Annotated in this window: 20 protein-coding genes and 1 riboswitch; of the genes, 13 read left to right on the forward strand and 7 right to left on the reverse strand. The window is 39.8% G+C overall.

What is annotated here, in order from left to right; translation table 11 throughout:
* Positions 1-23 precede the first annotated feature (23 nt).
* Positions 24-779 carry an IclR family transcriptional regulator gene (locus tag ACFRAK_RS24465; protein ID WP_387595728.1) on the forward strand — a complete coding sequence of 252 codons (756 nt, stop codon included), beginning with the start codon at positions 24-26 and terminating at the stop codon, positions 777-779.
* Between the two features lie 214 nt (positions 780-993).
* Here the strand turns inward: ACFRAK_RS24465 and ACFRAK_RS24470 are convergent, their stop codons facing one another.
* The gene (locus tag ACFRAK_RS24470) at positions 994-2,016 is read right to left on the reverse strand and encodes an NAD(P)H-dependent amine dehydrogenase family protein (protein ID WP_394572683.1); all 1,023 of its coding nucleotides are present in this window, start codon (positions 2,014-2,016) and stop codon (positions 994-996) included.
* 704 nt (positions 2,017-2,720) lie between these two features.
* On the opposite strand from ACFRAK_RS24470, the gene ACFRAK_RS24475 reads away from it, so the two are divergent.
* From ACFRAK_RS24475 to ACFRAK_RS24495, 5 genes are all read left to right on the forward strand, one after another.
* Positions 2,721-4,001, forward strand: coding sequence for an MFS transporter (locus tag ACFRAK_RS24475; RefSeq protein WP_387595732.1), 1,281 nt, complete (start codon positions 2,721-2,723; stop codon positions 3,999-4,001).
* A gap of 335 nt (positions 4,002-4,336) precedes the next feature.
* Entirely contained in the window at positions 4,337-5,125 is a 789-nt protein-coding gene (locus tag ACFRAK_RS24480; RefSeq protein WP_394572684.1) for an SDR family NAD(P)-dependent oxidoreductase, read from the forward strand.
* Between the two features lie 242 nt (positions 5,126-5,367).
* A complete protein-coding gene (locus tag ACFRAK_RS24485) occupies positions 5,368-6,162 on the forward strand; it encodes an alpha/beta fold hydrolase (RefSeq protein ID WP_394572685.1) in 795 nt (264 codons plus the stop codon).
* An 87-nt stretch (positions 6,163-6,249) separates the two neighbouring features.
* A complete protein-coding gene (locus ACFRAK_RS24490; protein WP_260286230.1) occupies positions 6,250-6,498 on the forward strand; it encodes a ferredoxin in 249 nt (82 codons plus the stop codon).
* A gap of 224 nt (positions 6,499-6,722) precedes the next feature.
* On the forward strand, positions 6,723-7,652 hold the full coding sequence (locus ACFRAK_RS24495; protein WP_394572686.1) for an NAD(P)/FAD-dependent oxidoreductase: 930 nt from the start codon (positions 6,723-6,725) through the stop codon (positions 7,650-7,652).
* 655 nt (positions 7,653-8,307) lie between these two features.
* Here ACFRAK_RS24495 and iadA read toward each other — a convergent pair.
* Together iadA and ACFRAK_RS24505 are read right to left on the reverse strand one after the other, a co-directional pair.
* Positions 8,308-9,480, reverse strand: coding sequence for a beta-aspartyl-peptidase (gene iadA, locus ACFRAK_RS24500; protein WP_387595743.1), 1,173 nt, complete (start codon positions 9,478-9,480; stop codon positions 8,308-8,310).
* A 36-nt stretch (positions 9,481-9,516) separates the two neighbouring features.
* Complete coding sequence (locus ACFRAK_RS24505; protein WP_387707400.1) at positions 9,517-10,938, reverse strand: YfcC family protein; 1,422 nt, start codon at positions 10,936-10,938, stop codon at positions 9,517-9,519.
* A gap of 298 nt (positions 10,939-11,236) precedes the next feature.
* Between ACFRAK_RS24505 and ACFRAK_RS24510 the strand changes: the two genes are divergently transcribed.
* Positions 11,237-13,288, forward strand: coding sequence for a sigma 54-interacting transcriptional regulator (locus tag ACFRAK_RS24510; RefSeq protein ID WP_394572687.1), 2,052 nt, complete (start codon positions 11,237-11,239; stop codon positions 13,286-13,288).
* A 228-nt stretch (positions 13,289-13,516) separates the two neighbouring features.
* On the opposite strand, the gene ACFRAK_RS24515 is transcribed toward ACFRAK_RS24510, so the two are convergent.
* Positions 13,517-14,428 (reverse strand): LysR family transcriptional regulator, encoded by a 912-nt coding sequence (locus ACFRAK_RS24515; RefSeq protein WP_387595752.1) that lies wholly within the window; start codon positions 14,426-14,428, stop codon positions 13,517-13,519.
* 679 nt (positions 14,429-15,107) lie between these two features.
* Between ACFRAK_RS24515 and ggt the strand changes: the two genes are divergently transcribed.
* Entirely contained in the window at positions 15,108-17,183 is a 2,076-nt protein-coding gene (gene ggt, locus ACFRAK_RS24520) for a gamma-glutamyltransferase (RefSeq protein ID WP_394572688.1), read from the forward strand.
* Between the two features lie 145 nt (positions 17,184-17,328).
* Here ggt and ACFRAK_RS24525 read toward each other — a convergent pair whose 3' ends face one another.
* On the reverse strand, positions 17,329-18,231 hold the full coding sequence (locus ACFRAK_RS24525; RefSeq protein ID WP_387595758.1) for a LysR family transcriptional regulator: 903 nt from the start codon (positions 18,229-18,231) through the stop codon (positions 17,329-17,331).
* 123 nt (positions 18,232-18,354) lie between these two features.
* Between ACFRAK_RS24525 and hutG the strand changes: the two genes are divergently transcribed.
* The 4 genes from hutG (at position 18,355) to ACFRAK_RS24545 (ending at position 22,375) form a co-directional block, all read left to right on the forward strand.
* Positions 18,355-19,311, forward strand: coding sequence for a formimidoylglutamase (gene hutG / locus ACFRAK_RS24530; RefSeq protein ID WP_387707478.1), 957 nt, complete (start codon positions 18,355-18,357; stop codon positions 19,309-19,311).
* Between the two features lie 290 nt (positions 19,312-19,601).
* Positions 19,602-19,757, forward strand: a complete 156-nt coding sequence (locus ACFRAK_RS24535; RefSeq protein WP_387595764.1) for a hypothetical protein — start codon at positions 19,602-19,604, stop codon at positions 19,755-19,757.
* A 60-nt stretch (positions 19,758-19,817) separates the two neighbouring features.
* Entirely contained in the window at positions 19,818-20,489 is a 672-nt protein-coding gene (locus tag ACFRAK_RS24540; protein ID WP_387595767.1) for an SOS response-associated peptidase, read from the forward strand.
* 269 nt (positions 20,490-20,758) lie between these two features.
* Positions 20,759-20,866: riboswitch (SAM riboswitch) on the forward strand.
* A 192-nt stretch (positions 20,867-21,058) separates the two neighbouring features.
* Positions 21,059-22,375 carry a Na+/H+ antiporter NhaC family protein gene (locus tag ACFRAK_RS24545; protein WP_387595770.1) on the forward strand — a complete coding sequence of 439 codons (1,317 nt, stop codon included), beginning with the start codon at positions 21,059-21,061 and terminating at the stop codon, positions 22,373-22,375.
* A gap of 216 nt (positions 22,376-22,591) precedes the next feature.
* Here ACFRAK_RS24545 and ACFRAK_RS24550 read toward each other — a convergent pair whose 3' ends face one another.
* Together ACFRAK_RS24550 and ACFRAK_RS24555 are read right to left on the reverse strand one after the other, a co-directional pair.
* Positions 22,592-23,137, reverse strand: a complete 546-nt coding sequence (locus tag ACFRAK_RS24550; RefSeq protein WP_387595772.1) for a chromate transporter — start codon at positions 23,135-23,137, stop codon at positions 22,592-22,594.
* 46 nt (positions 23,138-23,183) lie between these two features.
* Complete coding sequence (locus tag ACFRAK_RS24555) at positions 23,184-23,813, reverse strand: chromate transporter (protein ID WP_394572689.1); 630 nt, start codon at positions 23,811-23,813, stop codon at positions 23,184-23,186.
* 254 nt (positions 23,814-24,067) lie between these two features.
* Between ACFRAK_RS24555 and ACFRAK_RS24560 the strand changes: the two genes are divergently transcribed.
* On the forward strand, positions 24,068-24,946 hold the full coding sequence (locus ACFRAK_RS24560) for a LysR family transcriptional regulator (RefSeq protein ID WP_260286212.1): 879 nt from the start codon (positions 24,068-24,070) through the stop codon (positions 24,944-24,946).
* Positions 24,947-25,211: the final 265 nt, after the last annotated feature.

A 25,211-nucleotide genomic window follows, 5' to 3' on the forward strand; every position in this document is an offset into this window, starting at 1 on the left:
TGTATCATGGAAGGAGACAATGTATGCAGGCACATAACAAGACCGTCGTGAAATCCATGCAAATCCTAACCCTTTTCATAAATCATCCGACACTGACTTTTAATGAAATGATGGAACTTTCCAATTTGCCGAAAACGTCGTTACATCGTATGGTGGGATCATTGGAGGAAATGGGGTTTTTAACAAAGGACGATGATGGCCATTATTCACTTGGACTGATATTCCTGCAGTTTGGTCAACTGGTAGGGGAGCGTTTGGATATCAGGTCTATCGCCTATCCCATCATGAAAGACCTTCGGGATGATGTTGAAGAAGCAGTGAATTTAATTGTGAGGGATAAAGATGAAGCGATGTATATTGAAAAGGTGGACACCCTGCATCCTGTTCGCCTTTATACCTCCATTGGAAGACGTTCGCCATTGTACGCTGGCGATTCTCGAATCATCTTAGCATATTTGCCGAAAGAAGAGCGGGAAAATTATTTGGGAAGCGTTCAATTAAAAGCAATCGCCATTGGAACGATAACGGATAAAACTAAACTCCGTCATGCTTTGGATGAAGCGAGAGTGGATGGTTACACGATAACTTCATCAGAACTTGAGGATTATACAAAAGCGGTGAGTGCACCGATACTCAATGGTAAAGGTCAAATAGTAGCCGGTATTAGTGTGGCTGGGATTGAAGCAAGATTTCAGGAAGATCGCTTGCCTGAATTGATTGACAAAGTAACGAAAGCCGCCAAGGCCATTTCCGTGAAACTGGGTTCTCAAACACATTAATGAAAATGGAAAAATCATGTCATTTTCGGAATATATTTTCCTAGAATAAGATAATGTACATAAGATAGTGGATTCTATATGCAGGAAACTGAGCCACCTTATTTGGTTGTTTTTTTGCATGCAATACTATCAGAGCCATGAGGAAAAGGTGAACCATTCGCGGTTCACCTTTTCTAATATAGTAAGACTTATACGAAAGAGTGATGGTTAGCCATTAAATATGCACAAAGTCAGATTGATTTATATTTCTTGGCACCCCGATGTCAGCCATTGTAAGTAAACCTGGTTTACGGAGGGCATCCATTTGTTTAGCGGTATTGATAATCATCGCAGCGGTTGCGGTATCTCCAAAAATTCCGTTGGGAACAATCAGCCTTTGGGATTCGTTCCCATCAATAACGATTTCATCTTCTTGTTTAATACCTGCAGACATCGTTAAATCCAAGGAAATTTCCTTTCCGTCCATGGTCTTGCCCGTGGAGATTTGATGAAGCCCATTAACATCCCCAGGTTTTATAGTAGTTAGCGGAACGGTCATATTTTCGCTTGCAATCGTTGGTTCAATGGTATTGACAACACTTGAAAGTTCCCAATTCAGCCCATAAGCGATTAACCTAACAGACTCCTCAAGACCTACATGCCCAATTTTATCCCGCTCAGCTAAAAATTCAAACTCTTCTCTGGTCATCCCGATTCCGACCTTTTTTTGTAAGGGGATACGCCTTTTCGAAACATCAACTTTACGATTGACCTTGATTTGGTTAACCGTGGTCAATACTGTTGTAAAAGAAATGGCCATAGTATCCATGATGTAACCTGGATTGATTCCGGTCCCAATGACACTAAGCCCTTTTGCTTTAGCATAATCATCTATTTCCTTTGAAAGTTGAGGGTAGCGATACCAAGGGAAAGAAAGCTGTTCACAGGTGGAAACCACTGAAAAGCCGTGATCTAGAATCTCTTTGATCTGGGGCCAAACTTGTTGTGCGTTGGAACCGGTTGCATGTAATGCGATAGGGTGGTCAGCTTCAGTATTTACTTCTTGTATATGGGAGACTACAAACTTGTTCGTTTCCTTTTCATTGATTAGTAACCCAATATCCTTCCCTGCCTTTTCGGGATCAATATCGACAACACCGATAATCGATTGAGGATTCGTTTGATAAGCACTGCGTAGAATTTCAATACCGATGGGACCCAGCCCGAATACTGCGAATTCAGAAAATTGCATTGTCATTCATCTCTCATCCTTTCAAATAACTTATAACAAAATGCTAACATTGAGTGATAAATAATAAAAATAGTTAATTTTTATATATTTATAAAGAATCGTTATAAAAGGAAATAAGGCAATAAATGAGGGGATCTAGTGGAGAACCATAATTCAACGGTGCTACCCATCGAAGGGGTTGTGGAATTGCGGTTGACGAATCATATGCTTTATCACCTCAAGCGGCAGCAGATATTGGGGTGTTAGACAGGAATCCAAGGTTATCTCTTTTGGAGAAACCGCCATACTGTTCCCGTTTAAAACCTTTTACTTGAACGGATTTAGACTAAGTAGATCTTCAGTCCGTAGCATCCCTGGATTTTGGACATGGTGGACATTTTCTGCTTCGGTTAATGAAGTTTCAAAAAAAATTATTGAGTTGCATTACTTAAGGCTCGGTTAAGGTGTTGATTCGGGTTGTTTTCATCGAAACAACACCTTATTTAGTTCTGTATATAAAACTTCTTTTTCTGTTGAAAAAATATAAATCTGAATATTATTGACTATTATGAAAATTCAATATAACATTAAATACCGGTAACGCTGTTTTTTATATAAAACAATAGTTGTGCTGTCTTTTGAAAGGGGGAGTTGATGAAGTTTATTAGACATTTTCTTTATTGAATTCATGAAAGCGCATTCAAAAGAGCCTGTTAAAAGGGGGACATAACATGTTACAAGGTCAAAAAAGATGGCTGTACATTGCGATTCCTATTTTTTTCTTCTGGTTTTTCGGGCAGATTGATAAAGTAGGTATCTCTGTTATCCAAACTGATCCGGGATTCTTAAGTGATCTTGGTTTAACTGGCCTGGATAAAAATTCAAAAATTGGCTTGATCTCCTTTATATTCATGATTTCATACTCCTGTTCCAACATTTTTTGGGGAGTTATTATCGACAAGTTAGGGGCAAGGAAAACAGCCGTTTTGGGTTTACTGGTATGGACAGCGACAATGGTCATGGGAGGACTGTCCACTTCATACGAAATGTTTTTGATTAGTAGGGTCATCCTCGGAATTGGGGAAGGTATGATGATCCCGATATCGGGTAAATTCATTTCGAATTGGTTTAATAAACGAGAGCTAGGAAGGGCACAGTCATTCTGGATTACAGGTAACTACCTTGGCCCGGCAGTGGGTACTGTTATGCTCATTCTAATTATTTCAACGTTTCATTGGCAGGCCGCGTTCTTTGCTCTCGCCGCCTTTAACTTGTTTATAAATATTCCAATGTTCCTGTTTTTGACTCGTAATACGCCAGAAGAACATCCACGCATGAGTAAAGAAGAAGTCTCCTATATTCGTCAAAAAGACGAAGCGGATGTTGTTCAGTTGAAACAATTCTTTGCAAAGGATTATCGTTATTGGATTGTTTGGTTCGGCAATTTGATGTCGTCCTTTCTTTTCTTTGGAATCAGTATTTGGCTGCCTACATATCTCGTTGAGGCCAAAGGCTTTGAAAGGGAAGCAATGACTGGCATTACTTCATTGTCGTGGTTATTCGCGCTCGGATTTGTCCTGGCTGGCGGATTTCTGGCGGACAAAACGAAGCGCCCGAGTTTGCTTGCGACGATTCTGTTCATACTGACAGCTATATTTTTGACAATCGCTGTCATTGCACCTAATCCCATTTTTGCCGGCGTTTCCATGGGGCTCGCAATGGGAACTCAGGGTGGAATGTTCCATCTAACCAATTTCTTCATCATCAAGTATTCAACGCCTGAAACAGCGGGTCGCGCAGCCGGTTTAATGGGGTTCACAAATATTATGGGTGGATTTTCAAGCTATATTATGGGGTGGAGCCGCGATATGTCCGGAGGTGATTTTGGTCCATCCATTGCCATGCTGATCGTAGCAGCCACTCTCGGGTTTGTGGTGTACTTGTTTATGATTAAACAAGAAGTTGCCGAATATCACCTAAATAATACGACAGGAAACAAATTAACTTTATAGAGAGCAAAAAGTTAATATAATACTTTTTTTAGTAGGGTTTCTCAGTAAGAAGGGCGCTGGATTCTTACTGAGAAACCACAATAAAATCTTGAATTCTCATTGAAGGGTACATAGGAGTAAGGATAGCCATAGATTGATAGAGAACAAGTAATGTTTTTTCCTAGTTTTTTGCAGCTTACATTGACAATAAAGCGATTACATTTTAGAATTGTTTATATATAAAAACATAGTTTTGTATACAAAACAAATTGTGCTCGCGTACAAGGCTGTCTACTTGAATGGATTTTTGGATAACCGTTCATAACGGTTGAAAAATAACAGAAGGGGTGGAGACAATGGGCATGGCCTTAAAAGATAAAGTCGTATTGATTACAGGTGGAGCTTCTGGAATAGGGGAAGCTGTCACACGCCGTTTTATACAAGAAGGAGCAAAAGTAAGCATTATCGGCCGTTCTATAGACACGTTAGCGAAAATGAAAGAAGAATTTGGCGAAAATATCCTTACTTATCAGGGAGATGTAAGCAAATACGAAGACAATGAGCAAGCTGTCCAAGCTACTGTTGAGCAATTCGGAAAGTTAGATGTTTTCGTTGCGAATGCCGGCGTGTTCGATGGATTTGCCAAATTTGTCGATGTGACTCCTGAGGCGCTTTCCGAAGCATATGATTTCCTTCTCAATATTAACGTAAAAGGCTCTTTTTTCGGGGCTAAAGCCGCTCTTGAAGAACTGAAAAAAACAAATGGCAATATTATTTTTACCGTATCCGGTGCAAGTTTTTATCCAGATGGCGGCGGCGTTTGGTACACAGCGAGCAAACACGCCCAAATTGGATTGATGCGCCAGCTTGCGTTCGAACTATCTCCTTCCATTCGAGTAAATGCGGTAGCCCCAGGAGGGACATTGACAGAACTCACGGTGATTCCGCCGCTGCGCCCATTTGTGAAAATCGTCGATAATGATACGAAAGCAAGCAGCATTAAAAAACGGAATATTCTTCAACTTGCCCAGATGCCGGAAGATCACGTTGCGGCGTATGTATTGTTAGCTTCTGACGAATCACGCGCGATCACCGGTGAAATCATTTCCAGCGACGGCGGATTGTCAGTGCGAGGACTTGGCTAAGCTGGCACAGTTTTTGAATATTGTTTAAGTTAAGTTGTAAGAGGGGAACGGAAGTCGATTTTCCTGCTTATCTTCAAGAAAAAGGAAGCACTTTCTTAATCAAATCAAAACGAAAGCTTTTTCCAGGCGAAATATTAATTTAGTAAATCATTTGCTAGTTTAAGTAAAAATATTTCAAGTTATTACAGCTTTCACAACTGTATTGTTAAAAGTTATGCTAAAAAATAAGGGGGACTGATAGCATGCCATACGTAAAAGTAGAAGATTTAAGCATTCATTATGAAATAGAGGGCACTGGAGAACCTTTAGTTTTATTACATGGTATGAGCAATAATTCACAGTCTTGGAAGGAACAGATCCAGGAATTAAAGGAGCATTATACAGTAATTGCATGGGATGCCCCGGGTTATGGGAAAAGTTCAGATCCAGCAGAAGAATTTAGAAGTTTTAAAGAGTTTGCGCGTATTCTGAACGGCATGATGGATCAGCTAAAGTTGGAAAAAATCCATCTGCTCGGCCATTCAATGGGAGCGGCAATTGCGATAGAGTACTGTAGCCTGTACCCAGATAAGATTAATAAACTAATATTAGCCGATTCGACAAGAGGGGCTGCTGCTCTAACCCCGGAAGAGAATGAGACGAAATTGAAAAATCGATTATTTTCAATTGAAAACCAATCTGCTGAGGAGATAGCGGAAAAGAGGATACATGCACTGCTATCCCCCCATGCTTCAGAAAAAGTCCATACACGAGTAAAAGAGATTATGACACAGATAAGACCAGCAGGATATCGTTCGGTAGCATATTCACTTTATCATCTAAATCAAATGAAATCGTTATCTCAAATAGATGTTCCTGTTCTTGTAATTTGTGGTGAGTTGGATACTGTGACTCCTATTAAGGAGTCGGAAGCAATTCATGAAGAGTTAATAAACTCCCGGCTAGTGATAATTCCAGAAGGCGGTCACCTGTGCTACCAGGAAAATCCTGAAAAGTTCAATTCAAGCATTTTGAAATTTTTGAACGATATTGAATAAGGAAAAAACGAATTCGATTGCTTAAGGCTTCTCTAAATGCCTTAGTAAAAAAAGGGTTTAGATTATAGAGAGGATTTGAAAGTGAAAATGGCTAATTTTACAATCGTGGATAAAGAAACTTGTATTGCGTGCGGAGCTTGTGGTGCTTCAGCTCCGGATATTTATGATTACGATGAAGAAGGTATTGCGTATGTTATATTGGATAATAATGTCGGGGCAGCTATTATACCTGAAGAACTCGAGGAAGATATGATAGATGCTTCAGAAGGATGTCCAACCGATTCTATAAAAGTGGCTCAAGTATCCTTTGATGGTAACCCTAATAAATTTGAATAATAAATGAGGGCGTTTCTACTGATTATAGATTTAAAGATTTTAAAACTAAGGAAATTGAAGTCACTAGTTTGTCTTTTGAAAGGATGGATATTTAATCGATCTTATCCATCATTATTAGAAGGGAAGGAAGAAATACTTGTGGAAACATTACAAGTCAATCCCTTACAACCAGTAGATCATGTTCAGTATGACCAACCAACGTAGAAAAACAAGGAGTGATTACATTGACAGAAGATAAGAAGGTCTATGACATAACAATAATTGGCGGCGGCCCAGTTGGTTTGTTTACGGCGTTCTATGGCGGAATGAGGCAAGCAAAGGTGAAAATCCTTGAAAGTCTTCCTCAATTGGGAGGACAGCTTTCGGCTCTTTATCCCGAAAAATTCATTTATGATATAGCTGGATTTCCAAAAGTAAGGGCGCAGGAATTGATAGAGAATTTAAAAGAGCAAATGAAAGTATTCGAACCAGCCATTTGTCTTGAAGAAGCAGTTGAACAGATGGAAAAGCAAGAAGACGGAACATTTAAGGTCACCACAAACCTCGATACTCATTTTTCTAAATCAGTAATCATTACTGCTGGAAATGGAGCCTTTCAACCCCGTAAACTGGAATTGGAAGATTCAACACAGTTCGAAAATAAGAATTTGCATTATTTCGTGAATGATATGAACCGATTTAAAGGAAGAAAAGTGGCGATTCTAGGCGGTGGGGATTCTGCTGTTGATTGGGCCCTTATGTTAGAGCCGATTGCTGAAAAGGTAACATTGATTCACAGAAGAGATAAATTCCGTGCCCATGAACATAGTGTAGAAAAATTAGTGAATTCCTCCGTTGAGGTCAAAACACCTTATATTCCCTCCGAACTGGTTGATGTAGATGATTTAATTATTAATTACGGCTTTGTCTCTTCTCTTGGAGCGATTAAAGAATGGGGTCTAAACATCAATAAAAATGCAATTATCGTAAATTCCAAACAAGAAACAAACATTTCAGGTATATACGCGGCCGGGGATATTTGTACGTATGATGGAAAGGTTAAATTAATTGCTTCCGGATTTGGTGAAGGTCCTACGGCAGTTAATAATGCCAAAGCCTATATTGACCCCATGGCGAAAGTCCAGCCATTGCATAGTACTTCCTTATTTGGTTGATATATTTGGCATCAAGACTCTTCTGAAGAAATGAAAGTACGTAGCGAGAATCCAGAATGAAAAGTGATGGGTAGGGGCCTTGATAGTCCAGATTTTGGATGGAGATGAAACTTAAAGCAGAAATCGGGGCTTTACAGGTTTTGTTGCCTTATGAACTAACAGGTTGATAGTTCAGCAAAGGAGACAGGCCAAGATGACTGAAAAATAAAAGTCGAATTCCTTCACGGTTAGGAATTCGACTTTTTAGTTTGTTTAAGTAACGCCCCTATAGCGATTCTTCACAATATTAATCTTTGTAAGTAAAAGATAGAAATGATCATGCTTATTAACGGTAAATAGTGGGTTGTCTTCTGACGACATCCAGGTAATTCTGCCACGACATGGGGGGGCGGTTATACCTTTGGTGAAATAAGATCCCATTGCCCCTACGATGGCTGAAACAAATAATTTAAGAATAATTGATTGCTGAATCGATCGGAACAACAAAATATTCATAATGGCCAGTGGGCATGCTTTTATACCATTGCATGGATATGGTTAAACTAATATGGACTTCTGCGTAATACGGACTATTTAAGGATAGGTGATACTTAATACGAAATCTTAAACAATGCGAGTCGTGAAAATTTTTCGATAACGGGTATCTTGTCTAAACTCATTCAAATGTTCCTTTTATCAAAGGAATGCCCTTTTCTACCATAACTTGTCCTCTTGCCATTACCGTGCTGATTGCCAAATTTTCCTTTTGCAATAGTACGATATCTGCATCCTTCCCTGTTTGGATACTGCCCTTGTTTGATAGTTTCAGCACTTGTGCGGGATTCGCGGTGATGACCTTCAGTGCCGTTTCAAGGGGGATTCCTTCTTCTAAAACAGAATCACGCACTTCCTGATATAGCGAAGATACTTTTCCCACTTGAAGGCCTGCATACTCCCCATGGTTGTTGAAAAACGGAAGGCTGGCCTGTCCGTCTGAAGAGAAGGTTATGTGTCCGACTGGTATCCCTTCTTCAAGCATTATCCGCAAGGCAATGCTGCACTTCACTTCGCCATCATCCAGAAACTGTGGAATGGTGCTTGTTGTAAAGTCTACGTACCCGCCGCGTTTGGCGTAATCAATTCCTGCCTTGAATAATTCTTCATTTCGGTTGATATGTGTCGGATGGAGCTGCCGAATCGGAATGTTGGTTTTATCAGCAATTGCATGTAACAACGAGAGCTCGCCATCTCCGTCTCCTACATGAACTTCTAAAATACCTGCTTTTCCTGACAAAATACCGCCGTTGCGTGCCGCTGCGGCGATTTTGGTCAATTCTTCAAAAGTGGGTTCTGATGACCTATGGTCGGAGATGGCAATCTCCCCGACACCGATGATTTTGTCGATGAGAATAAGGTCATCTTCGATTTTCCCTGTCAATGTTTTTACTGGCACTTGGTAGGAACCTGTATGAATGAAACAGGAAATACCCTCTTCTTCAAGCGCCTGGGCCTTTGCAAGCAGGCTTTCCATTCTACGCGTAGTTCCGTCCGTACCGAGCAAGCCAACCAGCGTTGTAATACCGGAAGTCGTAATATCCGTAAGCATCAGCTCAGGGGTGCGGGTTTTGAATCCTCCCTCACCGCCTCCGCCAATAATATGAACATGTGAATCTATGAAACCTGGAACAACTAAAAGATTGGTCGCATCAATGATATGAATAGGAGCGAAGTTGTCAGGAATCTCGATCCTGTCATCGATGAATGCAATTTTATCATTTGTGATCAAAACGTCTTTCCGTCCTAAGTAATTGGGTGAGTATATCTCGCCATTTTTGATTAAAGTAAGCAATGTGTTTTTCCTCCTGCGATTAATTCATGATTTTTATCAGAATGGCCCATATCCGATGAAGTGAGCCATGATGACGGCTATTAATCCGATGAGATATTGAATGAGTACCAGGGGCAGAATCCACTTCGCCCATTTTGTCCAAGGTATGCCTGCAATTGCCAAGCCTGCCATCAAGGTGGTAGCGGTCGGGAAAATCATATTTCCAATTCCGTCCGCAAAAGAGAAAGACAACACTGCTGTTTGGCGTGTAATATCCAATAAGTCTGCGAGCGGAACCATAATTGGCATGGTCAACATCGCATGACCGGTGCCGGAAGCTAAAATAAAATGAATGAGAGTTTGGAAGCTGTACATGCCGGCAACGCTTAAATAGGCCGGAATATGCTGAATAGCTTCAGATAGTTGATGGAGCATAGGGTCGACGATATGTCCCTCATTCAATACAACAAGAATGGCGCGTGATACGCCAATAATCAAAGCACCGCCCAGCAAGGCTGCAGATCCATTGGTAAAAGAGCTGACGATGTGATCCGCAGACAATTTTCCGATGATTCCAATGACAATTGTCAATATAATGAATAGGGCAGCGATTTCTGTCATGTACCATTGGAACTTGATGACTCCAAATGCCAAGATGATATAGTTAATTAAGAAACTGCCTAAGATGAACTTATGTCTCGCTGTTAACTTCACACTTGATTGCAGCAGTTTTTTCGATTCTTCTTTTGTATATTTTCCATAGATTCCGATGGAAGGATTTTTCTTTACCTTCATTGCGTAACGATGGATATAAAGAACGGAAACAAGGTAGACGATAATAAATAAAATAAGGCGCAACCCTATTCCTGAGAACATCGGCAATTCAGCAATTCCTTGCGCAAGTCCTACTGTGAATGGATTCATGATGGCAGTCGTGAATCCCGACAATGCCCCAACAATGACGATGGCGGTTCCTGTAATTGTATCGAATCCGAGAGCCAACGCCAGCGGAATGATAAGAGGGAGATATGCTAGTGTTTCTTCCGCCATTCCCATTAAGGAGCCGCCTACAGCAAAAAACAGCATCACGACAGGAATTAATAGCTTTTCACGAGTCGCCAACTTCCGAGCCATTGTGGCGATCAGCACATCAACCGTCCCTGTTGCTCTTAAAACACCAAAAAACCCTCCGATAATCAATAAGAAAAAGATGATATTGCCGGCTTCAACCATTCCCGTGTGAATAGCTTTTATCATATCGAACAATTCCACCGGTGAAGATTCTATCCATTTAAAAGAAGTGGCGTCAACAGTTGTCCGTCCATCTGCTTCGATCCGTGTATATTCCCCGGCCGGCAAAATGTAAGTAAATAGAGTTGCTATGGCTAGAATGCAGAGCAGCAATACAAAAACATTGATTTTTCTCTCTTTTTCCCCAGCTGTTTCAAGCAAAACTACTTTCTCTTCTATTCGGCTCATAAGTGTCTCTCCTTTGAATTTAAAATAAGTGCAGTGAACTAATAACTAATACGCTTACAAAATATTGCCGGCCTATTACCTTTCATTTGTTTTTCTAGTATTCTGCTTTTTCCTCCTTTTCAAAACCATAGGCATGTCAACGGATGTCAATGTCATCAATGTCAATAGATATGCAAAATCTGTGCCAATACGGGATAATTGATTTTTATGAAAACTTAATGGTTGAATTGAAGTTTTAGGTCTTTATTGGTTCTTTTTGGTGATATAATAGTACCAATTAAAGACAGGTAGGTGTTTTATGTCAAAATCCGAACTTACACTTATAGCGGGAAGCTCAAAAACAAAGGAAGCCTTGCAGGAGCAACTGGAACAACTGCTTGGAGACTACGTGCATGTCAAAAGCCATTCTACCGATGAGGGAATACCTCGTTCTCTGGGAGATGGAATGATTTTGTTTTCATCAGATGCCGCTTATGATAAGAAAGAGGGTATATATAGCGTAAATCCCGAGAAAATAATCGTCGGAAAGAGAACTGTTAATCATGAATACATTGACAAGCTATTAAGAATACCAGAGGGTTCGGCCGTTCTTTTGGTGAATGATGATGATGATGCAACTATTAACCTTATTGAATCCTTATATCAGCTTGGTGTCGATCATGTTCAATTTATTCCTTTCAGGAAGGGGATATTATTTTATGAGAATGTCCAAATCGCCGTTTCACCAGGAGAAACTCACCTATGTCCCTCTTACATAAAAGAAGTAATCGATATAGGTGTGCGTCTTTTTGATATAACAACAATTTTGGAAGTTGTAGAATGCTGTGGTTTACACAAGGATATATCCTCGAAGATTTCAGAAAGGTATATTAGCAATATCATTGAATTACAACGTAAGCTGTTATATGCAGAGCGTGATGCTAAACAAATGAGCGATCATATCCAAAATGTGTTGGGGACTGTCGATGACGGAATATTGGTCGTTAACGAGGTAGGGCTGATATCGGTATTCAATAACCAGCTTGCGGCATTGTTCCATGTTGATGCAAAAGATGTAGTTAATCAGTATCTGGAGCATGTATTGAATCGCCGGGATATTATCGATTTCATCATGGGAAGTAATGATGAAAGCAAGTTCTTCAACATAGACGGAGTGGATGTCGTGATTTTTCGATTGCAAATGATGAAAGAAAATACAATCGTCGCAACCTTCAAAAGCGTACACCAAGCTTTCGAAATAGAAAAGACTGCACAAAGAGAAATGCGAAATCAAGGCTTTTATTCAAAATACCGCTTTGAAGATATTATTGGCGAAAATGAAGTAATGAAAGAGCGTAAGCAGATTGCCAAGAAGCTTGCCCTGTCTGAGCATCCGATTTTGGTTCAGGGAGAGACAGGAACAGGAAAAGAGCTGTTTGCTCATGCGATTCACGAGCATTCATTGCGAAAGAACGGGCCATTTCTAGCGGTCAACTGCAGCGCTTTAACAGAAACTTTACTTGAAAGTGAATTGTTTGGTTACGAAGAAGGTGCATTTACAGGAGCACAAAGGGGAGGCAGGAAAGGACTGTTTGAAATGGCGGATAACGGGACGATCTTTTTGGATGAAATTGGTGATATAAGTCTCACAGTTCAATCCCATTTGCTACGGGTTCTTCAGGAGGGCGAAATACGCAGAATTGGCGGCAAGAGAATCATTCCCATAAATGTTAGGGTAATCACCGCGACGAATAAAAATCTTCATGATAAGATGCGGGACGGTTCATTCAGAACAGACTTGTTTTACCGTCTGAATGTACTCAATCTTTACATACCGTCACTAAAAGAGAGAAGAGCGGATATTCCACTTTTGATAAAGCATCTCATCACAAAAAGCGGGAAGTGGGTAAAAGTAGAGCAAGACGTTATGGAGTTTTTCATGCAATATGAATGGCCCGGCAACATAAGGGAACTTAAAAGCACAATCGATTACATGCTGACGGTTTGTGAGGGGAATGTCTTGTCGAAGAGTGGCCTTCCGTTCATGCACGGGCATGCGGAAGAAAGTGTTACGGCAGATTATCCTGTCTGTGAAAGTTTACTGGAAATTCAGGAGCGAATTTTCATCTTGGAAGTAATCAAACAGTACAACGATAAAGGAAAAGCGGCAAGTCGGGAACTTATTGCTAGTCACAGTCAAGAATCGGACTTTGTCTTGTCCCCTCAGCAAATCCGTCGCCGCCTGGATATTTTGGAAATCGACGGATTTGTCGTCAAAGGCAGAGGGAGGGCTGGCACTAAGATCACCGCTGAAGGAATGGAGTATTTATTTTTTCTTAAGTCAAAGCATGCTATGCATGGATATAATTAGTCACTACCTATAAGAAGAGTTAGTAATTTCAAGGTTTTAATAAGTGATGGAAGGGGTACCGCCCCAACACCAATAAGAAGTTTAAGAGGTGAAATTACACAATTTTTAAAAGCCCCATTTCTCAGTGTCACAAGAGAAATGGGGCTTTTTTAATGCCGATTAGTATAGCTCTTAATTATAATTGACCCTTTTTCACTACGAGTGGTTTCGCAGCTTTTTCCAAGAATCTCATATATCGATAAAAGCATGGTCATTTTTTAACGTATTCAAAATATGCTTAGTCAGATTTGATGCGTCCGTGTTTTTCCAAACTGCCGATATGGAACTTGATAAGTTCGAGTTATCGATGTTCAAGGCTTTGACTTGGCGTTTTCCCAACAAATTCACCATATCTTCCGGCATGAGGGCTACGCCTAAGTTATTGGATATTAGATTCGCGATCGTCAGTAATTCAGAGCCTTTACATAATTCCTTAGGTGAAAATCCAGCAGTCAGACAAGCTTTTTCCAAAAGGAATTGAAGGGAGTGTGCCTGGACGGCATCATAATGGATAAAAGGTTCGTCTTTTGCTTCGTATAAATGTATTGCATCTTTTTGGGCTAGTGGATGATCAATGGAGACGACCAATTGTAAAGGGAACCTCATGAATTCAATCATGCTTAATCCTTCATTGGCAATGATGTTACTGTTAATGGGCGTCCGGATGAAACCGATGTGATAGTTTTGTTGGTTTACGAGTTTTACTGCCCTTGAAGATGTTGTTTCATGCACGTAAAATTCTGTTTCCGGGTATTCCCCCACTATCTTTTTCAATAACTTCGGGATATATATACTAGCTGCAGAAGGGACGGTAGCAATCTTCAGTTTAGGCTTGGGGATGGCTTTATGTTCAACTATGTAATTCACGGTTTTCTCAATATCTTCGAAGGAAGGGGCTAGTTTTTTATAGATATACTCTCCTTCTTCCGTCAATGTAATTTTTCTAGTCGTTCGATTCAATAGTTTAAAGCCTAATTGTTTTTCGAGGGATAAAATCTGTTGGCTTAGTCCGGGCTGGGATATATGCAGGGTTTTGGAAGCCTCACTGAAACTAAGATGGTTAGAAACCTCTATGAAATAGCGGAGGGATAGGAAATTCAAACAATCACCCACTTCAGTTGGATTTGAAAAAACAAGGCTAAAACCTGCTGGTAAAAGAAAGGGTGGACTTTTAATTCCCTCTCTAACAAAAGCTGGAAATAACGATTGAAGGATAGAAATGCTAGGATGTTGGTTTTATAACATGGTCTTATAAGTTTATAACAATAATATATTTCTAAATTGAAAGAGTCAATATTATCCTTAAAGAAAGGAAGGAAACGTAATAAAAGGTAAAATATCCCTATTAAATCACTGATTTTTCTTGTTTTTAATAGGTGTTATTACACGTTTATGCTTGTTGTTTTGATTTATATAAAACTTTTTAATGGATTGCTAGTGCTTTTAGAGTATGATCCTTATTTTGTAAAAAAAGGGAAAGTGAGGTGGTGGGTAGAATAATAACATTATAATTTTATGAAGTTGATGAAAACACATGGGGTGGAACTTTTATAAAACATCGATAAGTGTTTTTATTGATTATGATTTTGACGTTAACAGGTATCGCGGCATTCGGGGGGTGATTTTTTGAAGTGAACCATCGAAGAAAGCAGGGAATGTACTGACGGCCATTTTAGAGATCGACCAGTATATTCCTCTTAAAAAGCAGAGTCATTTGCTCGTATATCCAGTTGGCGTACGGTAAAACCCAATTTGTTTTATTTTGAAAGGAGACTAATTCATGAAATTTTTAAAAAGTTTTATTTTAGTTACTTTCAGTTTCTTTTGTATGATCACACCAGCTTTTGCAAGTGTCCCTGGAGTGGATGGGTCAATGGGAAAGGGAGCAACAAAAGGAATCGTATCAGTTTCCCACCCGTTAGCAGCTGAAGCGGGCATAAAGATATTAAAACAAGGTGGAAACGCAGTCGATGCAGCAGCAGCCATTCAATTATCATTAAATGTAGTTGAACCAATGATGTCTGGAATCGGTGGCGGTGGTTTTATCATGATTTATAATAAAAAGGAAAATAAAATAACGATGATTGAAAATCGCGAAATGGCACCGAAAAATGTTACGCCTGAACTTTTTTTAGATGGAAAGGGAAAACCTGTTCCTTTTAGTAAGCGGCACACATCTGGTAAAGCGGTTGCAGTTCCTGGAACTCTGATGGGTTTAGAGACTTCTCTTGAGAAATATGGAACATTGAAATTATCACAAGTCATAGGCCCGGCCATTAAACAAGCTGAACAAGGGGTCAAAGTCAATTGGGCAACAGCACAATATATCGATGAAAATGTAACAAAGCTTAAAAATAACCAAGCGGCTGCAAAAGTTTTTGTACCAGACGGAAAGCCATTGGAAGAGGGCGACACCCTTGTACAGCCAGATCTGGCAAAGACTTTTAAGTTACTAAAAAAACAAGGTTCCAAGGCTTTTTATAAAGGTGAAATCGGGGAAGCCCTAACCAAAGAAGTTCAAAAGCGTGAAGGAACGATGACAACTGAGGATTTGCAAAACTATGAGGTGAAAGAAAGAGAGCCGATTAAATCGGAATATAGGGGATTTGAAGTGGTAGGGGCAGCTTCACCAAGCTCAGGCAGTTTGACCGTTCTACAAATCCTGGAGCTTATGGAAGGATACGATGTACAAAAGATGGGGGCGAACACACCTGAATATCTTCATTATCTCACGGAAGCCATGCATCTTGCTTTTGCCGATCGAGCTGCCTATATGGCGGATGAAGATTTTTATGATGTACCTACAAAAGGACTATTGGATGAAGGTTATATTAAAGAAAGACGAAAACTCATCAATCCAAATAGATCAACAGCTGATGTCAAGGCAGGCGATCCATGGAAGTATGAGGGCAAAGAACCTCCTTCAATGAAGAAGGTAAAAGAGGAGAAAACACCGATCGGTCAAACAACCCATTTCTCTGTAATGGATAAATGGGGAAATATGGTTGCATATACGACTACAATCGAGCAAGTATTCGGATCGGGTATCATGGTACCTGATTATGGATTCATGCTAAATAATGAAATGACGGATTTTGATGCAACACCGGGTGGAGTTAACCAGGTGGAACCAGGAAAAAGACCAAGAAGCAGTATGTCACCGACCTTCGTATTAAAGGATGGCAATCCCTTCATGGCCATTGGTTCACCAGGGGGAGCGACGATAATAGCATCTGTATCTGAAACGATTATGAACGTGCTTGATCATAAAATGCCAATCCAAGATGCCATATTAGCGCCGCGTATTTATTCCGCTGGATATCCGACAGTTAGATGGGAACCGGGAATTGAACAAAATACAAGGTTGGAGTTAATGGCAAAAGGCCATGTTTATGAAGAAAAACCCCAGCATATCGGAAATGTGCAAGCTGTTATTTATGATTATGAAAAAGGGAAAATGTATGGGGGAGCCGATAATACGAGAGAAGGAACTGTTCAAGGAGTGTATAATGTTTCCTATAAATCGAAAAAGCCAAAAGAAATAAAAGAAGAAAAAAAGGGACCGTTTACCTTAAAAGTGAATGGAGCGGTTTATCCTTATTCAGCTGAACAAATGAAACTGATAGATGAAAAACCCTATATCCAATCAGACAAATTGTTACTTGGTTTGGGTGCAATTGGAACAGGGGACTTGGAAACATTCAAACCAGATAAAAAATCGTATCTACCGGTGTTAAGGGTTGCGAAATCATTAGGATATAAAACAAAATGGAACGAAAAAGACAAAGAGGCACTATTGGAAAAAGATCCGGCGGGTATTGGAGATCCAGACGATGATGGCAGTGTCACGAATTAATTTACCCTGACGAATTTAGACTGAAACTGCTCTAGCAAGCAGTTTATAAGGAAATCGAGGGAAATGGCCAAAGCAATAAAATCAAACATTCCCCCTGTGCAATGTGCATATGGGGAATGTTTTTTTGTCATTACCGTTGATTTTTTTAGTCACCGTTCCTGACATCACTCTTAAAAAAGCTATGAATGTCCTCGATTAACCTACATACCGCGGGAGACAGATATCGATCTTTCAAATAAGCCAGGTAAACAGTCCTTTCCAAATAATTTGAATCGATTGCGCGAATTGCAGTATTGGGGGGGGCAGCGGATCTTATATAGTTTTCCGGTAAAATTGTAACCCCAAGCCCTGCTTCCACCAAACTGCAAGCCGTTTCAAGCCTTTCTATTTCGTATAGGATATTGGGAATTGCATTTTCATCCTTAAATGCTCTTAAGATATCATCTCTTGTTTGAAATCCAGTTGTACTGATGATCAATTCTTTCTTTGCTATGTCTTGGAAAGTGATGGACTCTTTTCCGTTTAAATCGTCATCTTTATGGATCAAAAGCATGAATCTTTCATTATAAAGGGGAGTGGACAGAATTTCATCGTTGTTGATGGGCTGGTTCGTGATGGTGAAATGAACATTATACCGATTTAACGAATCGAAAACCTTCTCTTCCCCTAATATTTCCCTGACTTTTATATGAATTTTAGGATAATTGATTTTAAAATTCCTGATGATCTTCGGGAACCAAAATTTGAATGATTCTATGGAACCTATTGATACGGTTCCGCTTCCGACATCCTTCATTTCTTTAAGCTCCACCTGCATATTATCGAATCTTCTTAACAGATCAACAGATCTCGTATAGAAAATCTCCCCTGCTTCTGTAAGCTCAAGTCCCCTTGTATTGCGTTCCAAAAGCTGAAAATCAACTTCATTTTCTAATTTCAATATGGCATTACTTAGGGAAGGTTGTGATATATGCAGCGTTTTTGCTGCTTTTGAGAAATTCTTTTCCCGGACAATTGTAGTGAAATATCGAAGTTGACGAAGATCCATATATTCTCCTTTCTATAGTCTTAAACTATAGATATATTGAAATTTTGTATTGGTAATTATATATTATCTCATTTATAATTTTGAAAAAAGATATTTCGGAATTTTTTAAATAAAGGAGAAATTATGTATACAAATCCGACTTTAAATTATTGGAATGGAAGAATTGATTCCCAATCTGACATGGACAGCTTCAGGTACCACCAAAGAGTACGTTTGGCACCGATTTCGGAATTGGCCATCTCTTCCAATTCATCCAGGACCTTTGGATTGATTGGCTTCAAATGTGATGAAGGCGTCAAAAGGAATAAAGGCAGGATTGGTGCAGCAGAAGGGCCTGATCATATTAGGCAGTCATTGGCGAAATTACCCTGTCATTTACCTTCCCAAACCGAGCTGGTGGATGCTGGTGATGTAATATGTGAAGGTTCAGAGATGGAGGCCGCTCAATCCCAACTGGGTTCGGCTGTTACCCGGATATTGGAGAGTAAAGCGATTCCTATCATACTTGGCGGAGGGCATGAAACCCTGTATGGCCATTATCTTGGGATTAGGAAATCCATTGGACCAAAAGCTAGCTTGGGAATCATTAATATTGACGCTCACTTTGATATGAGGCCTTATGAAAAAGAGAGTTCATCAGGAACGATGTTTAAGCAAATTTTGGACGAAGATAAAAATTGTGGCTATTTATGTGTCGGAATTCAGAAGCAGGGGAATACGAAGGCACTGTTTGAAACTGCCGAGAGAAGTAAGGTCGATTACATATTGGAAGAAGATTTGTCATTGAATGAAATGGATGAAACTAAGCGGCGGATAAATGAATTCGCTAAGGAATATGACTACATTATTCTTACATTATGTACAGACGTTATTGATTCAGCCTACGCACCTGGGGTAAGTGCTCCATCGCCTTTTGGACTGAATCCGAAATTGGTCCGTGCCATTATCAGGCATATCGTATCGAATGAAAAGATCCTCTCCTTTGATATCTCGGAAGTGAATCCTTCGTTGGATGAAAATAATATAACCGTTACATTGGCAGCACATTTAATAAATGAGGTTTTACTTCATTTTAAATAATGAATGGCTTTCCTAAAATGCCATCTCCATAATCATCTATCTGTATTGAAGCGAAAAACCTTTTACAGCGCCTGACTGTCCATGATTCATTCATGGGCAGTCTTTTTTACGCCGCCAATTCAAGGATTCATGCTCCCGGGCTTTGTTCGACTAACCCTTTAAGGTGTAAAGGAACCTCCATGCTGCCTCTTCATTAGAAGATTAACCATGACTCTGCCAGAGTTCAATACTGATACTTGTGGATTTTTAGTTTATAATAACAACCATCTAGCCTATTGAGGGGGGATTCCATGAATGAATATAAAGTAACGGTAAGGAATGGCAGTACCTTGATTTTGTCGGAAATCATTAAAGCTGAAGATGAAAGAGAAGTCCTTGGCACCCTTTTGATTTCCAGCGAATTATTTAATCAGCCATTTACCGACATCAGGATTTTAGAACACTGATTTGTGCCTGCTTGTTCCATTTGTTACACTGTAATAAATCTTAATACGGTAGGCGATATTATGTGTGGACGTTTCACCCTTTTCACTGACATTGAAGAAATAAAAGATCGGTTTGATATACAAGGATCATTTGATGAGGAATACCAATTCAGCTACAATATTGCTCCCTCCCAATCCGTGTTATCCGTCATTAATGACGGGGCAATGAACCGACTTGGATATCTTCGGTGGGGACTCATTCCATTCTGGGCAAAAGACGAAAAAGTTGGCTATAAAATGATCAATGCCAGAGCGGAAACCATTGCAGAGAAAGCAAGCTTCAAGAATGCGTATAAGAAGAAGAGATGCTTGATAATCGCTGACTCATTTTACGAATGGAAAAAGACACCAGAAAGAAAAATACCGATGCGAATAAAAATGAAGAATCATGCTCCATTTGGAATGGCCGGTATATGGGAATCCTGGAAATCTCCCGAAGGCCTCAGCATTTACACGTGCTCCGTTATAACAACCGTTCCTAATGAGCTGATGACCAGCATTCATGATCGTATGCCTGTAATCCTTAAACCAGAAGATGAAAAAGATTGGTTGAATCCATCCATTAATGATCCTGCATATCTGCAGCAGTATTTAAAGTCATTCGACTCAGAACAAATGGAAGCTTTTGAGGTATCGACTGATGTGAACTCGACTAAAAAAAATTCACCTAATCTAATACAACAAATTTGCTGAGAGGTCATTAGACCTCTTTTTATATTAATTCCGCCCGGATAAATATCAGTGGAAGACTCATTGTACTGATTAACTGCAAACAGTAAGAAGTGCATGTGAATACTATAAAACTAAACCTTGCGAAAATAGACAAAATGCTGTACTCTTATATTTGCTTTTCAAAACGACTTCGATGTCGCTTTAACAAACACAGATGGTTACAGCAAGTTTCCAGTTTGGTACTTTTCTGACAGGTATCGTAATAGTTGATAAATTATATAATTTTGATCTTCTTATCAAGAGAGACGGAGGGACTGGCCCGAAGATGTCTCGGCAGCGGACTTAATGGGAGTGCTGTGCCAAATCCAGCAGGCTGATTTTCGCCTGAAAGATAAGGAGGGTGTTTTTTATAAATTAAAAGACCTCTTCTTGTTTTAATAGAAGGGGTCTTTTTTATGCTGACAGCTGTTTTTTTTTGCTATAGCTCCATCACTGGATAATCAAGCTCAAATTGGCGTTATTTGCGAAAACTGTTAAAAGAATAAAGGCTATGACACATGTCATGGGAAAAATAAAAAGAGGTGTACATCATGAGTGCAAACAATAAAGGGAATCCATGGGCATTGATTCCATTTGTCGTATTTTTAATTTTATTTATAGGGTCCGGAATCGTCACTAAAGATTTTTATTCATTTCCGGTGATTGTAGCCATTTCTATTGCATCAGCAGCTGCATTGGCAATGAATCGGAAAGAAAGTTTCAATCAAAAGGTTGATATTTTCTGTAAAGGTGCCGGTGACGCTAATATTATGTTAATGGTAATCATTTTCCTTTTAGCCGGCGCTTTTTCCGAAGTTGCGAATGGTATGGGGGCAGTTGAATCAACCGTGAATCTTGCCTTAGCGGTTTTTCCGCAAAATCTTTTAATGGTAGGGATATTCATTATCGCTTGTTTTATTTCCCTATCTATGGGAACGAGCATGGGAACGATTGTAGCCCTAGCACCTATCGGGGTGGGAATTAGCGAGCAAACCGATATTTCGCTTGCCCTCTCAATGGCGGCCGTTATTGGTGGTGCGATGTTTGGGGATAACCTATCCTTCATTTCAGATACGACAATCGCTGCAGTTCGAACACAGGGAACGAAAATGAAGGATAAGTTTAAGGTGAATTTTTTCATCGTTTTACCTGCGGCCATCATCACATGTGCTATCCTAGGAATATTAACGATGGGTGAACAAGCCGACATCACCCAAAATTCTTATAATTGGGTGAAGATTCTTCCATACCTTTGCGTATTGATCACTGCATTGGCAGGAGTCAATGTGTTCCTGGTCCTATCCATCGGAATCGTCCTTGCCGGAATTATCGGCTTGGCGGATGGAAGTTATCAACCGTTGGGTGTCATTCAAAAAGTTGGTGAGGGAATGGCGGGAATGTATGAAATCTCCTTCCTTGCCATTTTAATTGCAGGTATGGTTGCTGTAATCAAACATAATGGTGGCATCGATTATCTACTCCACCTCGTGACACGAAATAGCAAATCAAAAAAAGGGGCGGAATTCAGCATTGCCGGGCTTGTTGGTTTGACGAACCTTTCAACGGCAAATAACACGATTTCGATTATCATTGCCGGGCCACTTGCCAAAAACATCGCTGAAAAGTATGGGATTGATCCGCGTAAATCGGCGAGCATCCTTGACGTTTTTGCCTGTTGTATCCAAGGGGTGATTCCATATGGGGCACAGCTGCTTGTTGCAGCAGGGGTAGCAAAGATCTCTCCCATAAGCATCTTGCCGTATTCATATTACCCAATACTAATTGGACTTTGTGGAGTCGTTGCCATCTTGATTGGTTATCCACGGTTTCAGTCGGGAAATGATGAATCGAAGAAACGGACTTATTAAAAAGAGGATAATAATGAAAAAAACACCCTGAATCATTGGATACAGGGTGTTTTCTGTATGGGTGAAATCTTCCCACTTATGTCAGTATAAGTGTTCATAAAGTAATCAATTCATCTGCTAGGGATTTCTTTAATTTATGGTAAACAACTTATTTCATAACCAAAATAACTGCTTCATTCCGGTTCATATTATTAATCGTTTTGCGTGCGGCATTTGTCATGAATAGAGGACAACACCAACTAAACCAGAAAGTATAATTACATAAGCTGGGTGCCAGCGTAATTTCATTAGGGCAAATAACGATAATCCAAAAACGAGTAATAAGCTTATCGTATGCCATGAAAAGTTTGGGGCTATCATATGATTGGAAAGTGCTAAACTGATTGCTGCAAAGAGGATTAAACTGGTGACAATGGGTCTTAATCCATAAAACATGGATTGAATAACTGGATAATGATTCAATTTGCTGAAGAAGGTGGCTATAACGGTCACGAATATAATAGCAGGTAGCAAGATTCCGAGAGCGGATGATATGGCTCCTGCTAATCCAGCAGTCGAATAGCCAACGAGAATGGCACTATTGGCTGTGACAGGTCCTGGGGACATCCCGGAAATGGCGATTATATCGGTAAATTGTTGCGTCGTCATCCATCCATGCTGTGAGACTTCCGATTCTATTACGGGAATCATGGCGTATCCGCCCCCGAACGATACAAAACCGATAATAAAGAAGGTGCTAAACAACTCCCACAATTCCATCATTCTATCACACGCTTTCTTGAAAATTAGTTAGCCCTTTTTGATTTACCTATATGCCAGCACCCATGTAAGGTTCGAAATCATTTTCTTCTTTTGTCATATCTTTTCTGTCCAACTTGATATCGTATCCTGATTTTCTCTTGATGGAGATTGTTACAATACCCGCTATAGCTCCTGCCACTATAACGATCACAGGGTGAAGAAAGAAGAGGACCGGAATTCCTGCTAATAAAATACAGAAAGTTGATTTGTCTACAACAGCCGTTTTTCCTATCTTGATAGCCGCATAGGCGATGGTGGCTACTATGGAAGCTCTGATCGATATGAATGCGGATTCTATCTTCGGATTATCCTGAATGAAAAAATACAAAATGCCTAGGAGCAGAACAATTAAAAAGGTAGGTAATGAAACACCGATCATGGCTGCCATTGCCCCCTTCATTCCGGCAATTCGATGGCCGATAAAGGTGGCGGAGTTAATGGCGACAGCTCCCGGTACGGACTGAGATAATGCAAAAACATCCGTAACTTCTTCGCTTTTCATCCATTTCCTCTTTTCGACCACTTCTTTTTCGATTAATGGGATCATCGCAAACCCGCCTCCGAATGTGACAGGTGCTATTTTAAAAAAGGTCCAAAATAAAAGGAAAAGAGTTTTCCATTGTCCTTTCATTGACATCAGTCACTTCCTTTGCCGCTAAGTTTAAATCTTATTACTAACATATCAAAGAAAAAGGAATGGGTAAATTGCAACAAAATCATCGGGTATAACAAAACGTTATACCTAGAAGATTTATCCGTTTTATAAAGAATGCCGCCAATAATTTAATAGCCTCACTTATTCAGGGATGCAGCACTCTTTTTTCATTTCACCATTTACCTTTATGATGCTATCATTTTAATGAACTATCTAAAAACATGGAGGTCGTTTTCTTGAAATTAGAAAATCTAAAAATGTTTTGTTTAGTGGTGGATGAAGGAAGCATAAGCCAGGCAGCGAGGTTAAGTTTCCTATCTCAACCCGCTGTAACAAGACAAATCCACCAACTGGAAAATTATTATAACACTTTGTTATTCGACCGTGAGGAAGGAAGGCTGAGAGTTACAGAGGCAGGAAAGTTGTTATACCCTTTTGCAAAAGCTATTGTAAATGACTTCAACCATTCAAAAGAAGTGATTCAGCAATCAACAGGCAAGTATAATGCAAACCTCATAGTAGGGGCATCCTTGACCATCGGTGAGTATTTGTTGCCGAGCTTGCTTGGAAGATTCAAAAAACAACAGCCTGAAATAAAAGTGACATTAACGATAAAAAATACCCCCCGGGTTCTGCAGGATCTTACAAATGATGTCATTGATTTGGCCTTGGTGGAAGGGCTTGTGGAAAACAGCGATTTTATTGTAGACAAGTTCGCCGAGGACGAATTGATATTGGTATGTCCATCCGACCACCCCTGGAAAGACAGAAAAGAAATTCAGCTTGAGGAATTGGGGAATGAAAGAATGATTTGGCGTGAATCCATTTCAGGAACAAGGCTTATAGTAGAAAACATGTTAAGGGAGCATGGGGTTTTAGAAAAAATAGAAAGCTACATGGAGATTGGCAGCACACAAGCGATAAAAAGTGCGGTTGAAGCTGGACTTGGAATCAGCATTCTGCCCAGGTTGACAGTGGCCAGGGAATTGGAGCAAGGCTTTTTGCGGGAAGTGTCAATTTCCAGAATAGATATAACAAGAAATTTATGGCTAGTCAGGAAAAACAATCGTTTTAATAAAATAGGGGTGTCTAAATTTGTTCATTTTCTTCAATAAGGAGGAAAGACACTTTGGTTTACTATTACAATTTGGCAGCGTTTTCGGTTTAGTGGATAACGATGTGCCCCGGACCACCTTACCTTGAAAAAGTCATAGAGAATTGAATAACCGCATGAAATATCATAAAAGCTCTTCTCTATCGGGAGGGGCATTTTGTAGTTGGATGTTCAGTTTACGGTTAACCGAAGTATGGAAACAAGCAGTTTATATATAAATAAAATTGAAGTTACTATTAGAAATAGGAAATATACTTAATGGTTAA

This window comes from Peribacillus sp. NPDC056705 (assembly GCF_043656335.1).